The sequence below is a fragment of the Pseudomonas sp. Pso3 genome (assembly GCF_055393275.1).
Map to the genome: position 1 here is coordinate 4,660,873 of NZ_AP043687.1, position 17,045 is coordinate 4,677,917.

Below are 17,045 nucleotides of genomic sequence, written 5' to 3' on the forward strand. Positions count from 1 at the left end.
TACCATTCAAACGACCGTTCGGTACTTGCCAGGGCAGCGATTTTTGCCGAGGATCGGCTCGTCTCTACCACGGAGTGGACTCCATGAAACCTTCAGCCCTGTTCTTGTTGCTTGCCCTGGCGGGCGTTGCCCCGGCGTATGCGGGCAATACCGAAGCCGGACTCGGCGGCGCCGTGGGTGGCGTACTCGGTACTCTGGTCGGCCAGCAGGTCGGCGGCAGCACCGGTGCGGCCATCGGTGCCGGCGTCGGCGGTGCAGCAGGTGGTGTACTGGGCGCTGACCGGCGCAATAGAACCGAGGCCGCCATCGGCGGCGGTCTGGGCGCGGCGGGCGGCAACGTGATCGGCAATAGAGTCGGTGGCAGCACCGGTGGCCTGGTCGGCGCGGCCCTGGGTGGCGGTGCCGGCGGTGCCCTGGGCAACAACCTGGGCGACAGCGGACGCGACGATCGCGGCTATCGGGGCTATCGCGACCACCCCGGCAAGGGCTGGAAGCACGCCAAGCACCGACACAAGCACTGGGATCGGTAATGAAAAACGCCCGGCTATGCCGGGCGTTTTCCTGTGCGCTCGAGCCTACTGACCGAGGTCGCGCAGGCGCTTGCCCTGCATCAGGTTGCGTTCGATGCGCTCCAGGGTGACGCCCTTGGTCTCCGGTACCAGCAGGAACACCAGGAAGATGAACACCACGTTCAGACCGGCATAGATCCAGAAGGTGGTGCCCTGCCCCAAGGTGCCCAGCATGGTCAGGAAGGTGGCGCCGACGATCATGTTGGCGATCCAGTTGGTGAAGGTGGAGCAGCCGATGCCAAAGTCGCGGCCCTTGAGCGGCTGGACTTCCGAGCACAGGGTCCAGATCAGCGGACCGGCCGACATGGCGAAGCCGACGATGAAGATCAGCAGCATGACCACGGTAAAGGTCTGCTGGCCGTGGCTCAGGTTGCCCATGCCGAGCATGGTGCCGACCACGCCCAGGCCCACGGCCATGACCACGAAGCCGGTATAGAGGATGGGTTTGCGGCCCCACTTGTCGACCAGGAAGATGGCGATGAAGGTGGCCAGCACGTTGGTCAGACCGACCGCGGCGGTAAACCACATCTGGGCAGCGGTGTCGTAGCCCATGCCTTCGAAGATGCGCGGCGCGTAGTACATCACCACGTTCATGCCGGTGAATTGCTGCACCACCTGCAAGAGCACGCCCAGGCCCACCGAGCGGCGGAAGTTGGCGTTCTCCTTGAACAGCGACCAGCCCTTCTGCGGCACCTTGAGCTGCTCTTCGATCTCGGCGACTTCCTGCTGGATGACCTTTTCGTCACCGCGCAGCTTGTGCAGGACTTTGATGGCCTCCTGCTTGCGCCCGGCCATGATCAGCCAGCGCGGACTGTCCGGCAGGGCGAAGACGCCGATCAGGAACAGCACCCCGGGGATGGCGATGATGCCGAGCATCCAGCGCCAGGCCTCGTAGTAGCTGAAGGCGGTGTTGGACAGGAAGGCGATCAGGATGCCCGCGGTGATCATCAGCTGGTACAGCGAGATCATCGAGCCGCGGATGTTTTCCGGGGCGACCTCGGCCAGGTACAGCGGCGCGGTGAAGGAGGCGATGCCGATGGCCAGGCCGAGCAGGAAGCGGGCGAAGATCAGCATGGTCGGCGAGGTGGCCAGGCCACAGAGGATCGAGCCGATGACGAACAGGATGGCGCCCAGCATCAGGGACTTCTTGCGACCCAGCTTGGCCGACAGCGAACCGGCGCCCAGCGCGCCCAGGGCGGCGCCGGCCATCATGCTGGAGACGATCCACTCGATCACCTGATCGGAGATCTGGAATTCCTGCTGGATGAATTTGGTGGCGCCGGAAATGACGCCGATGTCGAGGCCGAACATGAGGCCGGCCAGGGCGGCCATCAGGCAGGCGAAGATCGCCTTGGGCTGCGCCTTTTCGGTGACGTGACCGTCGGCGTGGGTAGTGGTGTTGCTCATGACTGAGGCTCCTCGCTCGCCTTGTGGGCGATCTTGTTGTCGCGGGTCGTTCCGTATCCGTTTGTTACAGACCTGTCCAACGACCCTTGGTTCGGCTGATGAGAAGCCCCTACCAGAGCCGCGCGGGCTGGGCGTTCACATAGGTGGCATAGAGCGAACCACCGCCGGTGATGAACAGGCGATTGCCCTTGAGGCCGCCGAATTCGACGTTGGAGACGGTTTCCGGCAGGTGCAGGGTGGCCAGTGGCTGGCCGCCTGGCGTGAAGACCCGCACGCTGTTCTGCTCGGCCGAGCCGGCCCAGCTGCACCAGAGGTTGCCGTCGCTGTCGACGCGGAAGCCGTCGATCACGCCCTGCTCCTTGGCGTCGATCAGCACCTCGCCACCGCCGAGGGTGCCGTCGTCCTTCACGGTGAACGCCCTGAGGTGATTGGGCTTGCCGGGATTGCCGCCGCCAGCGGTGTCGCTGATGTAGAGGCGCTTGCCGTCGGGCGCGAAAGCCAGGCCATTGGGGCGGCCGAAGTCACCCACCGCCACCGTGGCCTTGCCCTGGGGATCGATGCGATAGACGTTGGTGGGCAGCTCGAATTCGGCCTTGTGGCCCTCGTAGGCGCCGAGGATGCCGTAGCCCGGATCGGTGAACCAGATGGCGCCGTCAGCGCCGACCACCACGTCGTTGGGGGCGTTCAGCGGCTTGCCGTCGAAGCGGTCGAGCAGCACCGTGACGCTGCCATTCAACTCGCGGCGGGTCACGCGGCGGCTGTCGTGCTCGCAGCTGATCAGCCGACCCTCGCGATCGCGGGTGTGGCCGTTGGCGTTGTGGGACTGGTCGTCATAGACGCTGACATGGCCGTCGTCGGCGCTCCAGCGCATCACCCGGGCATTGGGGATGTCGCTGAACAGCAGGCAGCGCCAGTCGGCCATCCACACCGGGCCTTCGGTCCAGAGACCGCCGGACCACAGCCGTTCCACGAAGGCATTGCCCAGGCGGCCCTTGAAGGCCGCATCGTGGATCTCCCAGGCGGGATCGGGCATGACGATGGGCGGCTTGCCCTCCCAGTTGCGGGTGAGACCGAACTTGTCGTCGGCCAGGGCGCGGCTGGCGACCAGACCGGCCGAGGCGGCCAGGGACACGCCAAGAAAGGTGCGACGGGCGAGTGGCATGGGGAGACTCCTTTGTTGTCGTTATGGGTCCGGCACGGCCGGTGGCAGAGCGCCTCCGCAACCAGAGCGGAAGGCGCTCCTTTAGTCGCCCTTATTCGGGCAGACGTTCCACCTTGCCCACCACCAGGCCGTAGCAGAGGGCGCCGATCAGTGCGGTCACGCCGATGAAGGCGATGGCCGGAGCGAAGCTGCCGTCCTTGACCAGGAAGCCGATGACGATGGGCACGCAGATGGCCGAGAGGTTGCCGATGAAGTTGAACATCCCGCCGGTGAGGCCGATCAGCCGCTCCGGCGCCATGGCCGAGACCATCGACCAGGTGATGGAGGCCAGGCCGTTGCCAAAGAAGGCCAGTGCCAGGCAGGCGATGATCAGCGCGGGCGAGTCGACGAAGTTGGCGCCGACGATGCTGGTGGAGATCAGGAGGCCGCCGATGATCGGCAGCTTGCGCGCCAGGCCCACGGAGGCGCCGCGACGGATCAGCCAGTCCGACAGCAGCCCCGAGCAGATCACGCCGAGAAAGGCGGCCAGGAACGGCAGCGAGGCGAGGAAGCCGGCCTTGATGAAGTCCATGCCGCGGTATTTCACCAGGTAGGTGGGGAACCAGGTCAGGAAGAACCAGAGGGTGGAATTGAGGCAGAACTGGCCGATGTAGATGCCCCAGAGCTTGCGCTTGTTGAGCACGCTCCAGAGGTCACGCCACTGGAAGGCGGCGCGGCTGCGGTTCTTCTGCTCCAGGTCGACCAGGCCACCGCCCTCCTGGATCAGCGCGACCTCGGCGGCATTGGCACCGCGGAAGTCCTTGGGTTCGCGATAGACCAGGTACCAGATGGCCGCCCAGAGGATGCCGACGCCACCAGTGACGACAAAGACCATATGCCAGCCGAAGGTCTGCTGCAGGTAGATCAGCACCGGGGTGAGAAAGGCCAGGCCGACGAACTGGCCGGAGGTGTAGAAGCCGATGGCGGTGGCCCGCTCGCGCTCGGGAAACCAGGTGGTGACCACCCGGTTGTTGATCGGATAGGCCGGCGCCTCAAGGGCCCCCACGGCGAGGCGCAGGATGATCAGGCCGATGAAGCTGCCGACGAAGCCCAGGCCGATGGTGGCCAGCGACCAGAGCGCGATGGCCACCGGATAGAGGATGCGCGGGGCGACCTTGTCCACCAGCCAGCCACCGGGGATCTGCATGGCGGCATAGGTCCAGCCGAAGGCCGAGAGGATCAGCCCCATGTGCACCGGCTCGATGCCCAGGTCCTGGGCCAGGTGGGGCGCGGCGATGGAGAGGTTGCTGCGGTCGAGGTAGTTGATCACCACGGTGACGAACAGCAGCATCATGATGAAGAAGCGGGCCCGACTGGGCTTGGCCAGGGTCGGCGCGGCCGCGGCCGCCGCCGGGGAGGCGTGGGTGGAAGTGGGCATGGCTCGGGTCCTGTAATTGACGTTGTGGCGAGCGTTGTCGATGTCTGGGGTCAGGCTGCTGGGGCGGCCCTCACCCTAGCTCTCTCCTTGGGAGAGGGTTGGGGTGAGGGGTCAGCGGCGGTGGTCCGGCTTTCCCTCACCCTGGCCCTCTCCCAGAGGGAGAGGGGACGGTCCGAACGAGAGCGAAACTCCGCGCTCCTGCTCTTGCCCCCTCTCCCCTCGGGAGAGGGTTGGGGTGAGGGCGTCTCTCACCACTCGGCGAAACTGCCGTCCTTGTGCCGCCAGATCGGATTGCGCCAGCGATGGCCAATGGCGGCTTGTTCCTTGACGAATTCCTCGTTGACCTCGACGCCCAGCCCCGGCCCCTGGGGAATCTTCACGTGGCCATCGGCGTAGTCGAACACCTCGGGATTCTTGATGTAGTCGAGCAGGTCGTTGCCCTGGTTGTAGTGGATGCCCAGGCTCTGCTCCTGGATGAAGGCGTTGTAGCAGTTGGCGTCCAGCTGCAGGTTGACCGCCAGGGCGATGGGACCGAGCGGGCAATGCAGGGCGATGGCGACGTCGTAGGCCTCGGCCATGTTGGCGATCTTGCGCGTCTCGGTGATGCCGCCGGCATGGGAGGGATCGGGCTGCAGGATGTCGACGTAGCCTTCCTGGAGGATGCGCTTGAAGTCCCAGCGCGAGTAAAGCCGCTCGCCCAGGGCGATGGGCGTGTTGCTCATCAGGGCGATCTCCTTGAGCGCCTCGTGGTGCTCGCTGAGCACCGGCTCCTCGATGAACATCAGGCGGAACTGCTCCAGCTCCTTCACCAGCACCTTGGCCATGGGCTTGTGCACCCGGCCATGGAAGTCCACGCCGATGCCGAAGTGCGGACCGCAGGCGTCGCGGATGGCGGCGACGTTGGCGATCACCTGGTCGACCTTGTCGTAGGTGTCGACGAACTGCATCTCTTCGCTGGCGTTCATCTTGATGGCGGTGAAGCCCTTGGCCTGGCGCTCCAGGGCCTGGGCCGCGGTCTCCGCCGGGCGATCGCCGCCGATCCAGGAATAGACGCGGATGCTGTCGCGCACCTGGCCGCCGAGCAGTTCGTGCACCGGCACGCCCAGGGCTTTGCCCTTGATGTCCCACAGCGCCTGGTCGATGCCGGCCAGGGCACTCATGTGGATGCCGCCGCCCCGATAGAAGCCGCCGCGGTAGAGCACCGTCCAGTGGTCTTCAATGTTGCGCGGGTCCTTGCCGATCAGGTAGTCGGCCAGTTCCTCGACCGCCGCCGCCACGCTGTGGGCGCGGCCTTCCAGCACGGGTTCGCCCCAGCCGTGGATGCCCTCGTCGGTCTCGATCTTGAGAAAGCACCAGCGCGGCGGGACGACATAGGTGGTGAGTTTGGTGATCTTCATGGTGTGGGAATCTCGACGGTAATTATTGGAATCGAGGGGATTGGGCAAATCGCGGTCATGGACCGCTCCTACGGATGCCCCTGTAGGAGCGGTCGCGACGGCGAACCGCCATGACCGCGATCAGATCAGGAAAGAGCGCGCCACCCCGCCGCGAAGGCCTGGGCATTGGCGCTCACCTGCGCCGCGCTCAGGCCCGGCTTGTACAGCGCCGAGCCGAGGCCGAAGCCGTTGGCACCGGCGGCCACGTAGGGGCCCATGTTGTCCGGGGTGATGCCGCCCACCGGCAGCAGCGCCAGCTCCTTGGGAAAGACCGCGCGCCAGGCCTTGACCACCGCCGGGCCGAGTTGCTCCGCGGGAAACAGCTTGAGGCTGTCGGCACCGGCGTCGAGGGCGGCGAAGCCCTCCGAGGGCGTGGCCACGCCCGGGGCGCTGACCAGGCCGGCGGCCTTGCTGGCGCGGATCACCGCCAGGTTGGCGTTGGGCGAGACGATCAGCCGGCCGCCGGCAGCGTCCACCTCGGCCACCTGGGCTTCGGTGAGCACCGTGCCGGCGCCGATCAGGCAGCTCTCGCCCAGCTCGGCGGTGAGCCGGCGGATGCTCTCGTAGGGCTGCGGCGAATTGAGCGGGATCTCGATGACGCGAAAGCCGGCGTCATGCAGGGCGCGGCCGACAGCGACGATTTCGTCCGGGGTGACGCCGCGCAGGATGGCGATCAGCGGCAGGTCCTTGAGATAGGTATCAAGCATGGGAGCCTCCAGAGGTGGGGAGCAGGCCGGCGGCCTGGGCCAGGCGCCAGAGCCCGGCCCGGGTGGCCTGCTCCAGCAGGCGGACCTGGTGGATGTCGAATAGCGCCAGGGCGTCGCGATAGCGCTGGCAGAGCGCCGCGTCGCCGATCAGCACCAGGGGTGGACAGGTGGCGCCCGCGAGGGCGGCGACCTGGCTGCGCAGCTCTTCGCCGATCAGCAGGCCGGAGAGGTAGTCGAGGCTGTGCGCCGCGCCCATTTCGCCGGCCAGGACCCGGCTGCGGGCGGTGAAGAGGCGGCCGAACAGGCCCTCGGCGCCGGCGTCGCGGGCGGTGGTGAGACCCAGGCGGAAAGCCTCGGCACTGGCCTCGGGACCGGCCTCGGCGGCTGGGCGACCCAGGATGGAACACTCGCGCAGCACGGCGAACAACTCGCCGGTCATGTAGGTGGCGAAGTCGGTGAGACGATCGTCGCGCACCCGCACCCACTTGCTGTGGGTGCCGGGCAGGACCAGCAGGGCTTCGGCGGCCAGGTCCGGCTCCAGTTCGAGGGCGCCGAACACCTGGGTTTCCTCGCCACGCAGGACGTTGGGCAAGGCGCCGCGCTGCATCACTCCGGGAACCAGATGGAGGTCGCCGCAGCCCGTGTCCAGGCGCAGCAGGCCGGCGGCCAGGCTGTGGACGTCGGCCGGGCAGTCGGCATAGGGCACCTCACGCCAGCCGCCGCGACTACCGACCATGCCGCAGGCGATGGCGGGCAGGTCCGGCTGGGCCTCGCGCCAGTCGCCCACCAGAGCGCGATAGGCCGCGGCGAAGTCGCCGTCGGGCACATGCATGATGCCCCAGGGCCGGCTGCGGGTTTCCAGCACGGCGCCCTGGGCGTCGAACAGCTGAGCCCGCAGGGACGAGGTGCCCCAGTCGAGGCCGATGAGGTGCGGGGTGGCGATCATGCAGGGCTCCAGCCGAGTTCGCGGGAAATGGCCCGGGCGCAGGCAGTGACCTCGGGCTGCAACTCGTGCAGCCGCGCCTCGGGCATGTAGGGGATGGCACTGGCCACGCTGAGGGCCGCGACGATGGCGCCGTCGGCGCCGCGGATGGGCGCGGCCACGCAGCGGATGCCCAGTTCGTTTTCTTCCAGATCCAGGGCATAGCCCTCGGCGGCGTGGCGCCGCAGCCGCGCACGGTAGTCCGCCCAGGGCAGGAAATCCTCGCGCAGCCCGGGCTGGCCGGTGCGCCGGGCCACGCCTTCGCCATAGTGGGCTTCCCACTCGCCCTCGGCGAGATCCAGCATCAGCGCCTTGCCGACCCCGGTCAGCGCCAACGGCATGCGCAGCCCGACCCGGGATCTCATCTCCAGGCCACGGCTGCCGGGCAGCTTGTCGAGATAGAGGACATCGCCGCCCTCGCGCACGCCGAGGTGCACGGTGTCGCCACAGTGCTGGGCCAGGCGTTGCAGATGGGGCCGGGCCACACCGGTCAGCGGCAGCTGCTCGCGGGCCTGGTAGCCGAGGGCGATGAGATGGCTGCCGAGGATCAGCCGCCCGCCATCGCTGCGCAGGTAGCCGGCCTGAGTCAGGGCGGCGACCAGGCGATGGGTGGTGCTGCGGGTGCAGCCGATGGCGGCGCCAACCTGCGCCAGGCTGTCGGCTCCGGCGGCCACGGCTTCGAGCACGGCCAGGCCGCGGAACAGGGCCTGGGCCCCGCTGGGCGCTTCGCCCTTGTTGGAATTGTTGTCATTCATGGCCTTCACTCTAGAAGCCTCTTCGACAAATCTCAATATGTGATACGTCATCCCATATGTTGGGATAGAAGTTAGATATGACAGCCTTGTCACATAGCTGCAATATTGGCGCTATCTAATGCACGGCACATTGCAAGGACTCGAGAGGCAGAGCGCTCCATGACGGGTAAATCCATCCTGATCGTCGACGATGAGGCGCCCATTCGCGAGATGATCGCCGTGGCCCTGGAAATGGCGGGCTATGAATGCCTGGAGGCGGACAACAGCAAGGACGCCCACGCCCTGATCGTCGATCGCAAGCCCGATCTCATCCTGCTCGACTGGATGCTGCCCGGCACCTCCGGCCTGGAACTGGCCCGCCGCCTCAAGCGCGACGAGCTGACCGATGCCATCCCCATCATCATGCTCACGGCCAAGGGTGACGAGGACAACAAGGTCCAAGGCCTGGAGACCGGTGCGGACGACTACATCACCAAGCCCTTCTCGCCCCGCGAGCTGGTGGCGCGCCTGAAGGCCGTGCTGCGCCGCACCGGGCACCTGGAGAACGACGGTCCGCTGGAGGTCAACGGCCTGATCCTCGATCCGATCAGCCACCGGGTGACCATCGACGGCGCGCCCGCCGAGATGGGCCCCACCGAATACCGTCTGCTGCAGTTCTTCATGACCCACCAGGAGCGTGCCTATACCCGCGGCCAGCTGCTGGATCAGGTCTGGGGTGGCAACGTCTATGTCGAGGAACGTACCGTGGACGTGCACATCCGCCGCCTGCGCAAGGCCCTCGGCGAGACCTACGAGAACCTGGTACAGACGGTGCGCGGCACCGGGTATCGCTTTTCCACCAAACTCTGACGCGGGATCACCGCCGCCGTGAACATCAACTGGCGCTCCCGCCTGGCCACCCAGCTGTCGACCGTGGTCGCCGGCTGCGCCCTGGCCGGCTGGCCCTTCGGCCATGTCGGCCTGGCGGTGGCCCTGGGACTGGCGGTCTATCTGGCGGTCACCCTGAGGCACCTGTTGCGCCTGCAGGCCTGGCTGCTGAGCGAGGCCCCGGGCGCGCCGCCGGAAGCCGAGGGCCTGTGGGGCGAGGTGTTCGACCGGCTCTATCGGCGCCAGCGCCACGAACAGCGCCAGCGCGAGGAATTGCTCGCCGTGATCGGTCGCGCCCAGGCCTCCACCGAGGCCCTGCGCGACGCCATCATCCTGGTGGATCGCCATGGCAACCTGGAATGGTGGAACCGCGCCGCGGAAACCCTGCTGGGCCTGCGCCAGCCCCAGGACCTCGGTCAGCCCATCACCAACCTGGTGCGCCATCCGCGCTTTTCCGACTATTTTCTCGGCGGCGACTATGGCGAGCCGCTGGAACTGGCCTCCCCACTCAACGACGACCAGTACCTGCACATCCTGGTCACCCGCTTCGGCGAAGGCGACCGGCTGCTGCTGGTGCGCGACGTGACCCGCGTCCATCAGCTGGAACAGATGCGCAAGGATTTCGTCGCCAACGTCTCCCACGAATTGCGTACCCCGCTGACGGTGATCACCGGCTACCTGGAGACCCTGCTGGACAACGCCGACCACGCCACTCCACGCTGGCGGCGGGCGCTGGGGCAGATGCAGCAGCAGGCCGGACGCATGCAGCACACCATCGACGACCTGCTGCTGCTGGCGCGCCTGGAAGCCACCGACTATCCCGCCGACAACCGCCCGGTGGCCCTGGAGCCGCTGCTCGCCTCCATCCTGCAGGACGGTCGCGCCCTGTCCGGCGCCGTCGGCCATCGCCTGAGCCTGGAATGCGAGCCGGGTCTGGCCCTGCTGGGCAGCGAGACCGAATTGCGCAGCTGCTTTTCCAACCTGGTGTTCAACGCGGTCAAGTACAGCCCCGAAGGCGGCGAGGTGCGGGTGCGTGCCTGGCAGGACGCCGCAGGCGCCCATGTCGCAGTGCAGGACAATGGTCCCGGTATCGACGCCCGCCACCTGCCGCGCCTGACCGAACGCTTCTATCGCCTCGACGCCAGCCGCGCCTCCAGCACCGGCGGCACCGGCCTGGGCCTGGCCATCGTCAAGCACGTGCTGATCCGTCATCGCGGCGGCCTGGACATCCACAGCGTGCCTGGCGAGGGCAGCTGCTTCACCTGCGATTTCCAGCCCGAACAGATCGCCCAGCGCACCGCCGCCTCGGCCTGAGCCGTCCCCTCCCCGCCGTGCTATCGTCCGGCCATCCCTGCCACGGTCTCCTGCCATGCCCCCAGCCCTGCGCCTGCTGCCGGTCCTGTTGCTCGCCCTGATCGGCTGTCTGTTGCTGGGCAGCCAGGCCTGGCACCGCGCCGAGCAGGCGAGCCTGGCCGAGGCCAGCCTGCTCGGCCAGGAGCAGTTGCGCCTCCACGCCAGCGGCCTGCAGACCCTGATCGACCGCTTTCGCGCCCTGCCGGCGGTGCTGGCCCAGGACCCCGAGCTGATCGCCGCCCTCACCACCCCGCCCGACGCCGCCGCCACCGAGCGCCTCAATCTCAAGCTGGAGCGCCTGAACACGGCCGCCCAGTCCTCGACCCTGGAACTGCTGGATCGCACGGGGCTGGCCATCGGCGCCAGCAACTGGCGGCTGCCAACCAGCTATGTCGGCCACAACTATGGCTTCCGACCCTATTTCCGCGAGACCCTCGCCGGCGGCAGCGGCCGCTTCTATGCCGTGGGGGTCACCACCGGCATCCCCGGCTATTTCCTCTCCCACGCCGTGCTGGACGCCCAGGGGCGCTTTCTCGGCGCGGTGGTGGTCAAGCTGGAATTCCCCGCCATCGAGGCGCGCTGGGGCGAGCACCCCGAGGTACTGCTGGTCAGCGATGCCCGCGGCGTGGTCTTTGCCGCCAATCGCCCGGCCTGGCGCTATCGCCTGCTGCGCGAGCTGACCCCGGCCGATCGCGCGGAACTGGCCACCACCCGCCAGTACGACCGGCGCACCCTGCAGCCCCTGCCCTATCGCCAGGAACGGGTGCTCGGCGAGCAGCGCCAGGTGGCCCACATCCAGGCCCCCGAAGGCAGCGCCGACTACCTCTGGGACAGCCTGCCGCTGCCCAGCGAAGGCTGGACCCTGCACCTGCTCCGGCCCACCCGCGACCTGCAGGGTGGCGGCCCGGGTGCGGCCCTGGCCGCCGTCTGCGTCTGGCTGCTGCTGGTCTGCGCCGGTCTCCTCTGGGCGCAACGGCGCCGGCTGCAACGCCTGCGCCAGCGCAGCCGCCTGGAGCTGGAGCAGCTGGTGGAGGCCCGCACCGCCGAATTGCGCACCGCCCAGGACGGCCTGGTGCAGGCCGCCAAGCTGGCCGCCCTAGGGCAGATGTCGGCGGCCCTGGTGCACGAACTCAACCAGCCGCTCACCGCCCAACGCATGCACCTGGCGAGTCTGCGCCTGCTGCTGGATCACGGTCGGCTGGACGAGGCCCGCGCCGCCCTGGAACGTCTCGATGGCCTGCTGACCCGCATGAGCGGTCTCACCGCCCACCTCAAGACCTATGCGCGCAAGACCCCCGCCGGCCTGCGCGAGCGGGTCGATCTGGCGCGGGTGGTGGATCAGGCGCTGGAGTTGCTGGAGGCCCGCCGTGCCGAGCTGGCCGTGGAGCTGATCCTGGAGTTGCCGCGCCCGGCCTGGTTGCTGGGCGATCCCATCCGCCTGGAGCAGGTACTGGTCAATCTGCTGCGCAACGCCCTCGACGCCGTGGCGGAGCGACCCCGGCCGCAGGTCCGGGTCAGCCTCGCGCGGGAGGGGGACAGCTGGTTGCTGGAGGTGGCCGACAACGGTGGCGGCATCGCCGCCGAGCACCTGGACCAGGTGTTCGATCCCTTCTTCACCACCAAGCCAGTGGGCGAAGGCCTGGGACTGGGCCTGGCGGTGTCCTCGGCCATCGTCCAGGCCCAGGGCGGCAGCCTGGCCGCGCGCAACGCCGCCGAGGGCGCAGTCTTTGCCCTGCGGCTGCCGGCCGCGCCGGAGTCAGCGGCCTAGCGCACGCAGAGCGTCACCAGCAGGGCGAAGCCCCAGCCGAGCAGCCCGGTCACCAGCAGGGTCGCCGCATCCCAGGGACCACGGGTGGCATCCAGGAGCGGCAGGCCAACGCCGCCGATCAGGGCGCTGGCGAGGACGCCGGCGAGGATCCTGACCAATGGCCAGTGGCTGTCGGCCGACTCCTCGGGAGCGGCAGCAAGGGGCTCTTCTTCGGACATGGCAGGGCTCCGCCGGGGGATACAGAGCGCGACCCTAGCCCGGCAACCTGAAGCTGCGATGAAGCGGCGCTTCAGATTGCCTTCAGCTTGACCGCCAAGACTGCACCTCGTATTCACCCGGAGAGGTCGCGATGCTCGACGTGACTTGGCAGTCCCTGCAAGGTTTTACCCTGGCCGATCGCAGCGGTTCGCTGCTGGCCCGCCTGGAGCCGCTCGAAGCACCCGGCCGGCAGGCAACCGAAGCCTTTATCGGCGCGCGTTTCGCCCTGGAGTACGGCGCCCGCATCAGCCACTTCCTGCCGCTGCTGCTCGCCCTGCGCGATGCCGAGGGTGTGCTGCAGGCGGCGGTGGGGATCCGCTCCGCACTGGACCAGCCGTTGTTTCTCGAACGCTATCTGCCTCAGCCGGTGGAGACCCAGGTGGCGGCGGCGCTCGGCCGGCCGATCGATCGCGCGGAGGTGGTGGAGGTCGGCAATCTGGCGGCGCTGGGCCCGGGCCAGGCGCGCCTGCTGATCGTCGTCACCACCTGGCTGCTGGCCCGCAGTGGCCGGCGCTGGGTGACCTTTACCGGCCCCACTCGCCTGATCAACAGCTTTCATCGCCTCGGTCTGGCGCCGCAGGTACTGGGCACGGCCGATCCGGCCTGCCTGGGCGCCGAACGCGAGAGCTGGGGCTCCTACTACGCCAACGATCCCCAGGTCTGCGCCGGCGACATCCAGCAGGGCTATCAACAGTTGCTGCAGGCCGGCATCTTCGCCCGCCTGGGCCTCACCACCCTTGGCGAGGAAGACTGCCATGTCGCTTGAAACCTGCCCTGTCGTCGACTTCTTCACCACCCTGGAGCGCCACGCCTGGCACGGCGACCGGCCGGCGCTGACCGGCAGTCACGAGACCTGGAGCTATGCCCGGCTGCTGCAGGAGGTCACCGCCCGCGCCGCCTGGCTGCGCGAGCATGAGATCCGGCGCCTGGCGCTGGACCTGCCCAACGGTCCCGAACTGCTGGCCTGGGACCTGGCCGCCCTGCGCGCCGGACTGCCCTGCGTGATCCTGCCGGACTTCTTCAGTCCCGCGCAGCGCGCCCATGTCCTGCAGGACTGTGGCGCCGATCTGTTGCTGGGCAATCCCGAGCGCGCCGCGGAATGGACCGCGGCAGGCTTCAGCGAGGGGCCCCACGGCTGGCAGCGTCCGGCCGCGGCAGCCACCGCGTTGCCGGCGGGCACTGCCAAGCTCACTTACACCTCCGGCACCACCGGCACCCCCAAGGGCGTCTGCCTCAAGGCCGGACAGCTGCTGCGGGTGGCCGCCAGCCTGGAAGCCGCCAGCGGCGCCCTGGCGCCCCGACGCCATCAGGTGCTCCTGTCGCTGGGCATTCTGCTGGAAAATCTCGGGGTCTATGCCGCACTGCTGGCCGGTGCCGAGGTGGTGGTGCTCAAGGCCGAGGACCAGGGTGTCCGCGGCTCTGCCGGCATCGACTGGGCCCAGCTGGCCGCCTGCCTGCAGGAGCGCCAGCCACACAGTCTGATCCTCATGCCCCAGCTGTTGCAGGGACTCGTGGAGCTGGGCGAACGCGGGCTGCTGCGCCTGGACGGGCTGCGCTTCGCCGCCGTGGGCGGGGCACCGCTGAGCGAGGCGCTGCTGACCCGCGCCAGCGCCCTGGGCCTGCCGGTGTTCCAGGGCTATGGCCTGTCGGAGTGCGCCTCGGTGGTGACCCTCAATCTCCCTGAGGCCAACCGCCCGGGCAGCGTCGGCCAGCCCCTGCCCCATGTGCGCCTGCGCCTGGCCGCCGATGGCGAGATCCTGGTCGGCGGCGTCGATTTCGCCGGCTATCTGGGCGAACCCGCGAGCACCACCGACGAGGTGGCCACCGGTGATCTCGGCGAATTCGATGCCGACGGTTATCTCCACCTGCGTGGCCGCAAGAAACACCAGTTCAGCCTGGCTTCGGGACGCAATGTCGATCCGGGCTGGATCGAGGCCGAACTCACCCAGCGCGGCGCCCTCGCCCAGGCCTATGTGCAGGGCGAAGGTGCCCGGCACCTGGTGGCGCTGCTCTGGCCGCGGCAGCCGGACCTGCCCGACAGCGTGCTCGCCGATCAGGTCGCCCGCCTCAACCAGCGCCTGCCCGACTATGCCCGCATCGGCGCCTGGCACCGCCTCGCCGAACCCTTCACCCCCGCCAACGGCCTGCTCACCGCGACCGGACGCCTTCGCCGCGACGCCATCCAGGCGCATCACGCGGTCCTGCTCTCGCACCTTCTGGAGATACCAGCATGAGTTTCTTCGCCACCCTGCAAGCCGAAACCGCCGTAGAACGCCAGGCGCTGTTCGAGGTGCCCATCATCCGCGCCGCCCTGAGCGGCAACGTCGCCCTGGAGAGCTATGTCGCCTTTCTCGGCCAGGCCTATCACCACGTCCGCCACACCGCACCGCTGATGATGGCCTGCGGCGCCCGCCTGCCGGCGAGACTGGAATGGCTGCGCGGCGCGGTCTGCGAATACATCGAGGAGGAATACGGCCACGACCAGTGGATCCTCAATGACATCGCCGCCTGCGGGGGCGATGCCGAAGCCGTGCGCGCCAGCCGCCCCGAACTGCCCATCGAGCTGATGGTGGCCTATCTCTACGACTTCATCGCCCGCGACAATCCGGTCGGCCTGTTCGGCATGGTCAATGTGCTCGAGGGCACCAGCATCGCCCTGGCCACCCAGGCCGCCGGCGCCATCCGCGGCCAGCTGGGCCTGCCGGCCACGGCCTTCAGCTACCTGGACTCCCACGGCAGCCTCGACCAGGAACACATGGCGACCTACCGCCAGCTGATGGATCGCCTGGACGATCCGGCCGACCAGGCCGCGGTGATCCGCGTGTCCAAGGTGGTCTACCGCCTCTATGCCGAAATGTTCCGCGCCCTGCCCGGCGCCGGCCAGCAACCGGAGCAGCGCCATGCAGCTGCCTGACTGCCGCATCCTGCTGACCGGCGCCAGCGGCGGCATCGGCCTGCCGCTGGTGGAACAGCTCTGTGCCGGTGGCGCCCAGGTACTGGCAGTCGCCCGTGATACCAGTGCCCTGCAGTCCCTGGCCGAGCGCCTGGGCGGCCGGCTGCGCCTGCTCGATGCCGACCTCACCCGCCGGGCCGATCGCCAGGCGGTGCTGGCCGAAGCCAGCCGCGGCCAGGGCGTCAACGTGCTGCTCAACGCCGCCGGCAGCAACAGCTTCGCCCTGCTCGAAGCCCTCGACGACGACGCCATCGACAACCTGCTGGCGATCAATATCGGCGCGGCCATCCAGCTGACCCGCCTGCTGCTGCCCCTGCTGCGCCGCCAGCCGCGCGCGGTGATCGCCCATGTCGGCTCCACCCTGGGCTCCATCGGCTATCCCGGCTATGCGCCCTATTGCGCCAGCAAGTTCGCCCTGCGCGGCTTCACCCAGGCCCTGCGCCGGGAGCTGGCCGATACCCGCATCCGAGTGCTCTACGTGGCGCCCCGCGCCACCCGCACGGCGATGAACAGCCCGGCGGCCATGGCCGTGAACCAGGCGCTCAAGAGCCAGGTGGACGACCCCGTCGTGGTCGCCGGCGCGGTAATCCGCGCCCTGGTCGAGGATCGCCAGGAGCTCCATCTCGGCTGGCCGGAAAAGCTCTTCGTCCGCCTCAACGGCCTGCTGCCCGGCCTGGTGGATCGCGCCCTGCGCCGCCAGCTGCCGGTGATCCGCCGCTTCATCGACCCCGCCTTCGCCCCGGAGAAACACCCATGACGACCCCGCGCAAGGCCCTCGGCCTGCTGCTCGCCGCGCTGCTCGCCAGCCCCTTTGCCCTGGCCGACGATGGCCAGCGTTTGGCCCAGATCCAGCAGCGCTGGGCCGAGATCCAGTACCGCCTGCCCAGCGCCGAAAAGCCCGCTGCCTTCGAACAGCTGGCCGGCGAGGCGCGCGCCTTCACCGAGGCCGCCCCCCAGTCGGCGCCGGCGCTGATCTGGCAGGGCATCGTGCTCAGCAGCTGGGCCGGCGCCCAGGGCGGGCTGGGGGCGCTGGGCAAGGTCAAGGAAGCCCGCACTGACCTGGAACAGGCGCTCAAGCTCGATCCCACGGCGCTGCAGGGCTCCGCCTACACCAGTCTCGCCGCCCTCTACGACCGGGTCCCCGGCTGGCCGATCGCCTTTGGTGACGCCAGCGAAGCCGATCGTCTGCTGCAGCAGGCCCTCGCCCTCAACCCCACCGGTATCGATACCCTATACTTCTGGGGCGACCACCTGTATCGCCAGAAGCGCTATGCCGAAGCCCGCGCCGCCCTGCTCAAGGCGCAGCAGGCCGCCCCGCGGCCCGGACGCGAACTGGCCGACCAGGGACGGCGGGGCGAGATCGCCGCGCTGCTCAAGGACGTCGACCAGAAGCTGAAGTGACGAGGCCTCC

General features: G+C 68.7%; 17 protein-coding genes. 9 read left to right on the top strand and 8 right to left on the bottom strand.

What is annotated here, in order from left to right:
- The first annotated feature begins 83 nt into the window (after positions 1 to 83).
- Positions 84 to 530 carry a hypothetical protein gene (locus ACZ5R1_RS21895; protein WP_007159917.1) on the top strand — a complete coding sequence of 149 codons (447 nt, stop codon included), beginning with the start codon at positions 84 to 86 and terminating at the stop codon, positions 528 to 530.
- Between the two features lie 45 nt (positions 531 to 575).
- Here the strand turns inward: ACZ5R1_RS21895 and ACZ5R1_RS21900 are convergent, their stop codons facing one another.
- The 7 genes from ACZ5R1_RS21900 to ACZ5R1_RS21930 all read right to left on the bottom strand — a co-directional run bounded on the left by ACZ5R1_RS21900 (position 576) and on the right by ACZ5R1_RS21930 (position 8,435).
- Positions 576 to 1,976, bottom strand: coding sequence for a sugar porter family MFS transporter (locus ACZ5R1_RS21900; RefSeq protein WP_027597387.1), 1,401 nt, complete (start codon positions 1,974 to 1,976; stop codon positions 576 to 578).
- Positions 1,977 to 2,085: 109 nt separating this feature from the next.
- Positions 2,086 to 3,138, bottom strand: coding sequence for an SMP-30/gluconolactonase/LRE family protein (locus ACZ5R1_RS21905; protein WP_042134668.1), 1,053 nt, complete (start codon positions 3,136 to 3,138; stop codon positions 2,086 to 2,088).
- Positions 3,139 to 3,229: 91 nt separating this feature from the next.
- The gene (locus ACZ5R1_RS21910) at positions 3,230 to 4,555 is read right to left on the bottom strand and encodes an MFS transporter (RefSeq protein WP_288404577.1); all 1,326 of its coding nucleotides are present in this window, start codon (positions 4,553 to 4,555) and stop codon (positions 3,230 to 3,232) included.
- 248 nt (positions 4,556 to 4,803) lie between these two features.
- Positions 4,804 to 5,952, bottom strand: a complete 1,149-nt coding sequence (gene dgoD, locus ACZ5R1_RS21915; RefSeq protein ID WP_017642356.1) for a galactonate dehydratase — start codon at positions 5,950 to 5,952, stop codon at positions 4,804 to 4,806.
- A 125-nt stretch (positions 5,953 to 6,077) separates the two neighbouring features.
- Complete coding sequence (locus tag ACZ5R1_RS21920; protein ID WP_027597384.1) at positions 6,078 to 6,698, bottom strand: 2-dehydro-3-deoxy-6-phosphogalactonate aldolase; 621 nt, start codon at positions 6,696 to 6,698, stop codon at positions 6,078 to 6,080.
- Positions 6,691 to 7,644, bottom strand: a complete 954-nt coding sequence (locus ACZ5R1_RS21925) for a 2-dehydro-3-deoxygalactonokinase (RefSeq protein WP_115946327.1) — start codon at positions 7,642 to 7,644, stop codon at positions 6,691 to 6,693. The genes ACZ5R1_RS21920 and ACZ5R1_RS21925 overlap by 8 nt, the downstream gene beginning before the upstream one ends.
- Entirely contained in the window at positions 7,641 to 8,435 is a 795-nt protein-coding gene (locus ACZ5R1_RS21930; protein WP_464712684.1) for an IclR family transcriptional regulator, read from the bottom strand. Before ACZ5R1_RS21930 ends, ACZ5R1_RS21925 begins: the two co-directional genes overlap by 4 nt.
- 159 nt (positions 8,436 to 8,594) lie before the next feature.
- Between ACZ5R1_RS21930 and phoB the strand changes: the two genes are divergently transcribed.
- The 3 genes from phoB to ACZ5R1_RS21945 are packed head-to-tail and all read left to right on the top strand — an operon-like array spanning position 8,595 to position 12,423.
- A complete protein-coding gene (gene phoB, locus ACZ5R1_RS21935) occupies positions 8,595 to 9,284 on the top strand; it encodes a phosphate regulon transcriptional regulator PhoB (protein WP_007159925.1) in 690 nt (229 codons plus the stop codon).
- An 18-nt stretch (positions 9,285 to 9,302) separates the two neighbouring features.
- On the top strand, positions 9,303 to 10,616 hold the full coding sequence (phoR, locus tag ACZ5R1_RS21940) for a phosphate regulon sensor histidine kinase PhoR (RefSeq protein WP_027597381.1): 1,314 nt from the start codon (positions 9,303 to 9,305) through the stop codon (positions 10,614 to 10,616).
- Between the two features lie 55 nt (positions 10,617 to 10,671).
- A complete protein-coding gene (locus tag ACZ5R1_RS21945) occupies positions 10,672 to 12,423 on the top strand; it encodes a sensor histidine kinase (RefSeq protein ID WP_115946326.1) in 1,752 nt (583 codons plus the stop codon).
- Here the strand turns inward: ACZ5R1_RS21945 and ACZ5R1_RS21950 are convergent.
- Entirely contained in the window at positions 12,420 to 12,641 is a 222-nt protein-coding gene (locus ACZ5R1_RS21950) for a hypothetical protein (RefSeq protein ID WP_115946325.1), read from the bottom strand. The two genes, ACZ5R1_RS21945 and ACZ5R1_RS21950, sit on opposite strands and share 4 nt — an antisense overlap.
- Positions 12,642 to 12,772: 131 nt before the next feature.
- Between ACZ5R1_RS21950 and ACZ5R1_RS21955 the strand changes: the two genes are divergently transcribed.
- Genes ACZ5R1_RS21955 through ACZ5R1_RS21975 form a run of 5 tightly spaced genes read left to right on the top strand, consistent with a single transcriptional unit; the run spans position 12,773 to position 17,035 of the window.
- On the top strand, positions 12,773 to 13,447 hold the full coding sequence (locus ACZ5R1_RS21955) for a thermostable hemolysin (protein WP_115946324.1): 675 nt from the start codon (positions 12,773 to 12,775) through the stop codon (positions 13,445 to 13,447).
- Entirely contained in the window at positions 13,437 to 14,915 is a 1,479-nt protein-coding gene (locus tag ACZ5R1_RS21960; protein WP_288404595.1) for an AMP-binding protein, read from the top strand. Before ACZ5R1_RS21955 ends, ACZ5R1_RS21960 begins: the two co-directional genes overlap by 11 nt.
- A complete protein-coding gene (locus ACZ5R1_RS21965; RefSeq protein WP_115946322.1) occupies positions 14,912 to 15,595 on the top strand; it encodes a TenA family transcriptional regulator in 684 nt (227 codons plus the stop codon). Before ACZ5R1_RS21960 ends, ACZ5R1_RS21965 begins: the two co-directional genes overlap by 4 nt.
- Positions 15,582 to 16,391: an SDR family oxidoreductase gene (locus ACZ5R1_RS21970; protein ID WP_115946321.1), complete on the top strand. Its 810-nt coding sequence runs from the start codon at positions 15,582 to 15,584 to the stop codon at positions 16,389 to 16,391. Before ACZ5R1_RS21965 ends, ACZ5R1_RS21970 begins: the two co-directional genes overlap by 14 nt.
- Positions 16,388 to 17,035 carry a tetratricopeptide repeat protein gene (locus tag ACZ5R1_RS21975; protein ID WP_115946320.1) on the top strand — a complete coding sequence of 216 codons (648 nt, stop codon included), beginning with the start codon at positions 16,388 to 16,390 and terminating at the stop codon, positions 17,033 to 17,035. The genes ACZ5R1_RS21970 and ACZ5R1_RS21975 overlap by 4 nt, the downstream gene beginning before the upstream one ends.
- The last annotated feature ends 10 nt before the right edge of the window (positions 17,036 to 17,045 follow it).

Excerpts from the sequence above, each read along its gene's own strand:
- ACZ5R1_RS21895 (WP_007159917.1), top strand. The coding sequence starts at position 84 with ATGAAACCTTCAGCCCTGTTCTTGTTGCTTGCCCTGGCGGGCGTTGCC.
- ACZ5R1_RS21900 (WP_027597387.1), bottom strand. The coding sequence starts at position 1,976 with ATGAGCAACACCACTACCCACGCCGACGGTCACGTCACCGAAAAGGCG.
- ACZ5R1_RS21905 (WP_042134668.1), bottom strand. The coding sequence starts at position 3,138 with ATGCCACTCGCCCGTCGCACCTTTCTTGGCGTGTCCCTGGCCGCCTCG.
- ACZ5R1_RS21910 (WP_288404577.1), bottom strand. The coding sequence starts at position 4,555 with ATGCCCACTTCCACCCACGCCTCCCCGGCGGCGGCCGCGGCCGCGCCG.
- dgoD (WP_017642356.1), bottom strand. The coding sequence starts at position 5,952 with ATGAAGATCACCAAACTCACCACCTATGTCGTCCCGCCGCGCTGGTGC.
- ACZ5R1_RS21920 (WP_027597384.1), bottom strand. The coding sequence starts at position 6,698 with ATGCTTGATACCTATCTCAAGGACCTGCCGCTGATCGCCATCCTGCGC.
- ACZ5R1_RS21925 (WP_115946327.1), bottom strand. The coding sequence starts at position 7,644 with ATGATCGCCACCCCGCACCTCATCGGCCTCGACTGGGGCACCTCGTCC.
- ACZ5R1_RS21930 (WP_464712684.1), bottom strand. The coding sequence starts at position 8,435 with ATGAATGACAACAATTCCAACAAGGGCGAAGCGCCCAGCGGGGCCCAG.
- phoB (WP_007159925.1), top strand. The coding sequence starts at position 8,595 with ATGACGGGTAAATCCATCCTGATCGTCGACGATGAGGCGCCCATTCGC.
- ACZ5R1_RS21945 (WP_115946326.1), top strand. The coding sequence starts at position 10,672 with ATGCCCCCAGCCCTGCGCCTGCTGCCGGTCCTGTTGCTCGCCCTGATC.
- ACZ5R1_RS21950 (WP_115946325.1), bottom strand. The coding sequence starts at position 12,641 with ATGTCCGAAGAAGAGCCCCTTGCTGCCGCTCCCGAGGAGTCGGCCGAC.
- ACZ5R1_RS21955 (WP_115946324.1), top strand. The coding sequence starts at position 12,773 with ATGCTCGACGTGACTTGGCAGTCCCTGCAAGGTTTTACCCTGGCCGAT.
- ACZ5R1_RS21960 (WP_288404595.1), top strand. The coding sequence starts at position 13,437 with ATGTCGCTTGAAACCTGCCCTGTCGTCGACTTCTTCACCACCCTGGAG.
- ACZ5R1_RS21965 (WP_115946322.1), top strand. The coding sequence starts at position 14,912 with ATGAGTTTCTTCGCCACCCTGCAAGCCGAAACCGCCGTAGAACGCCAG.
- ACZ5R1_RS21970 (WP_115946321.1), top strand. The coding sequence starts at position 15,582 with ATGCAGCTGCCTGACTGCCGCATCCTGCTGACCGGCGCCAGCGGCGGC.
- ACZ5R1_RS21975 (WP_115946320.1), top strand. The coding sequence starts at position 16,388 with ATGACGACCCCGCGCAAGGCCCTCGGCCTGCTGCTCGCCGCGCTGCTC.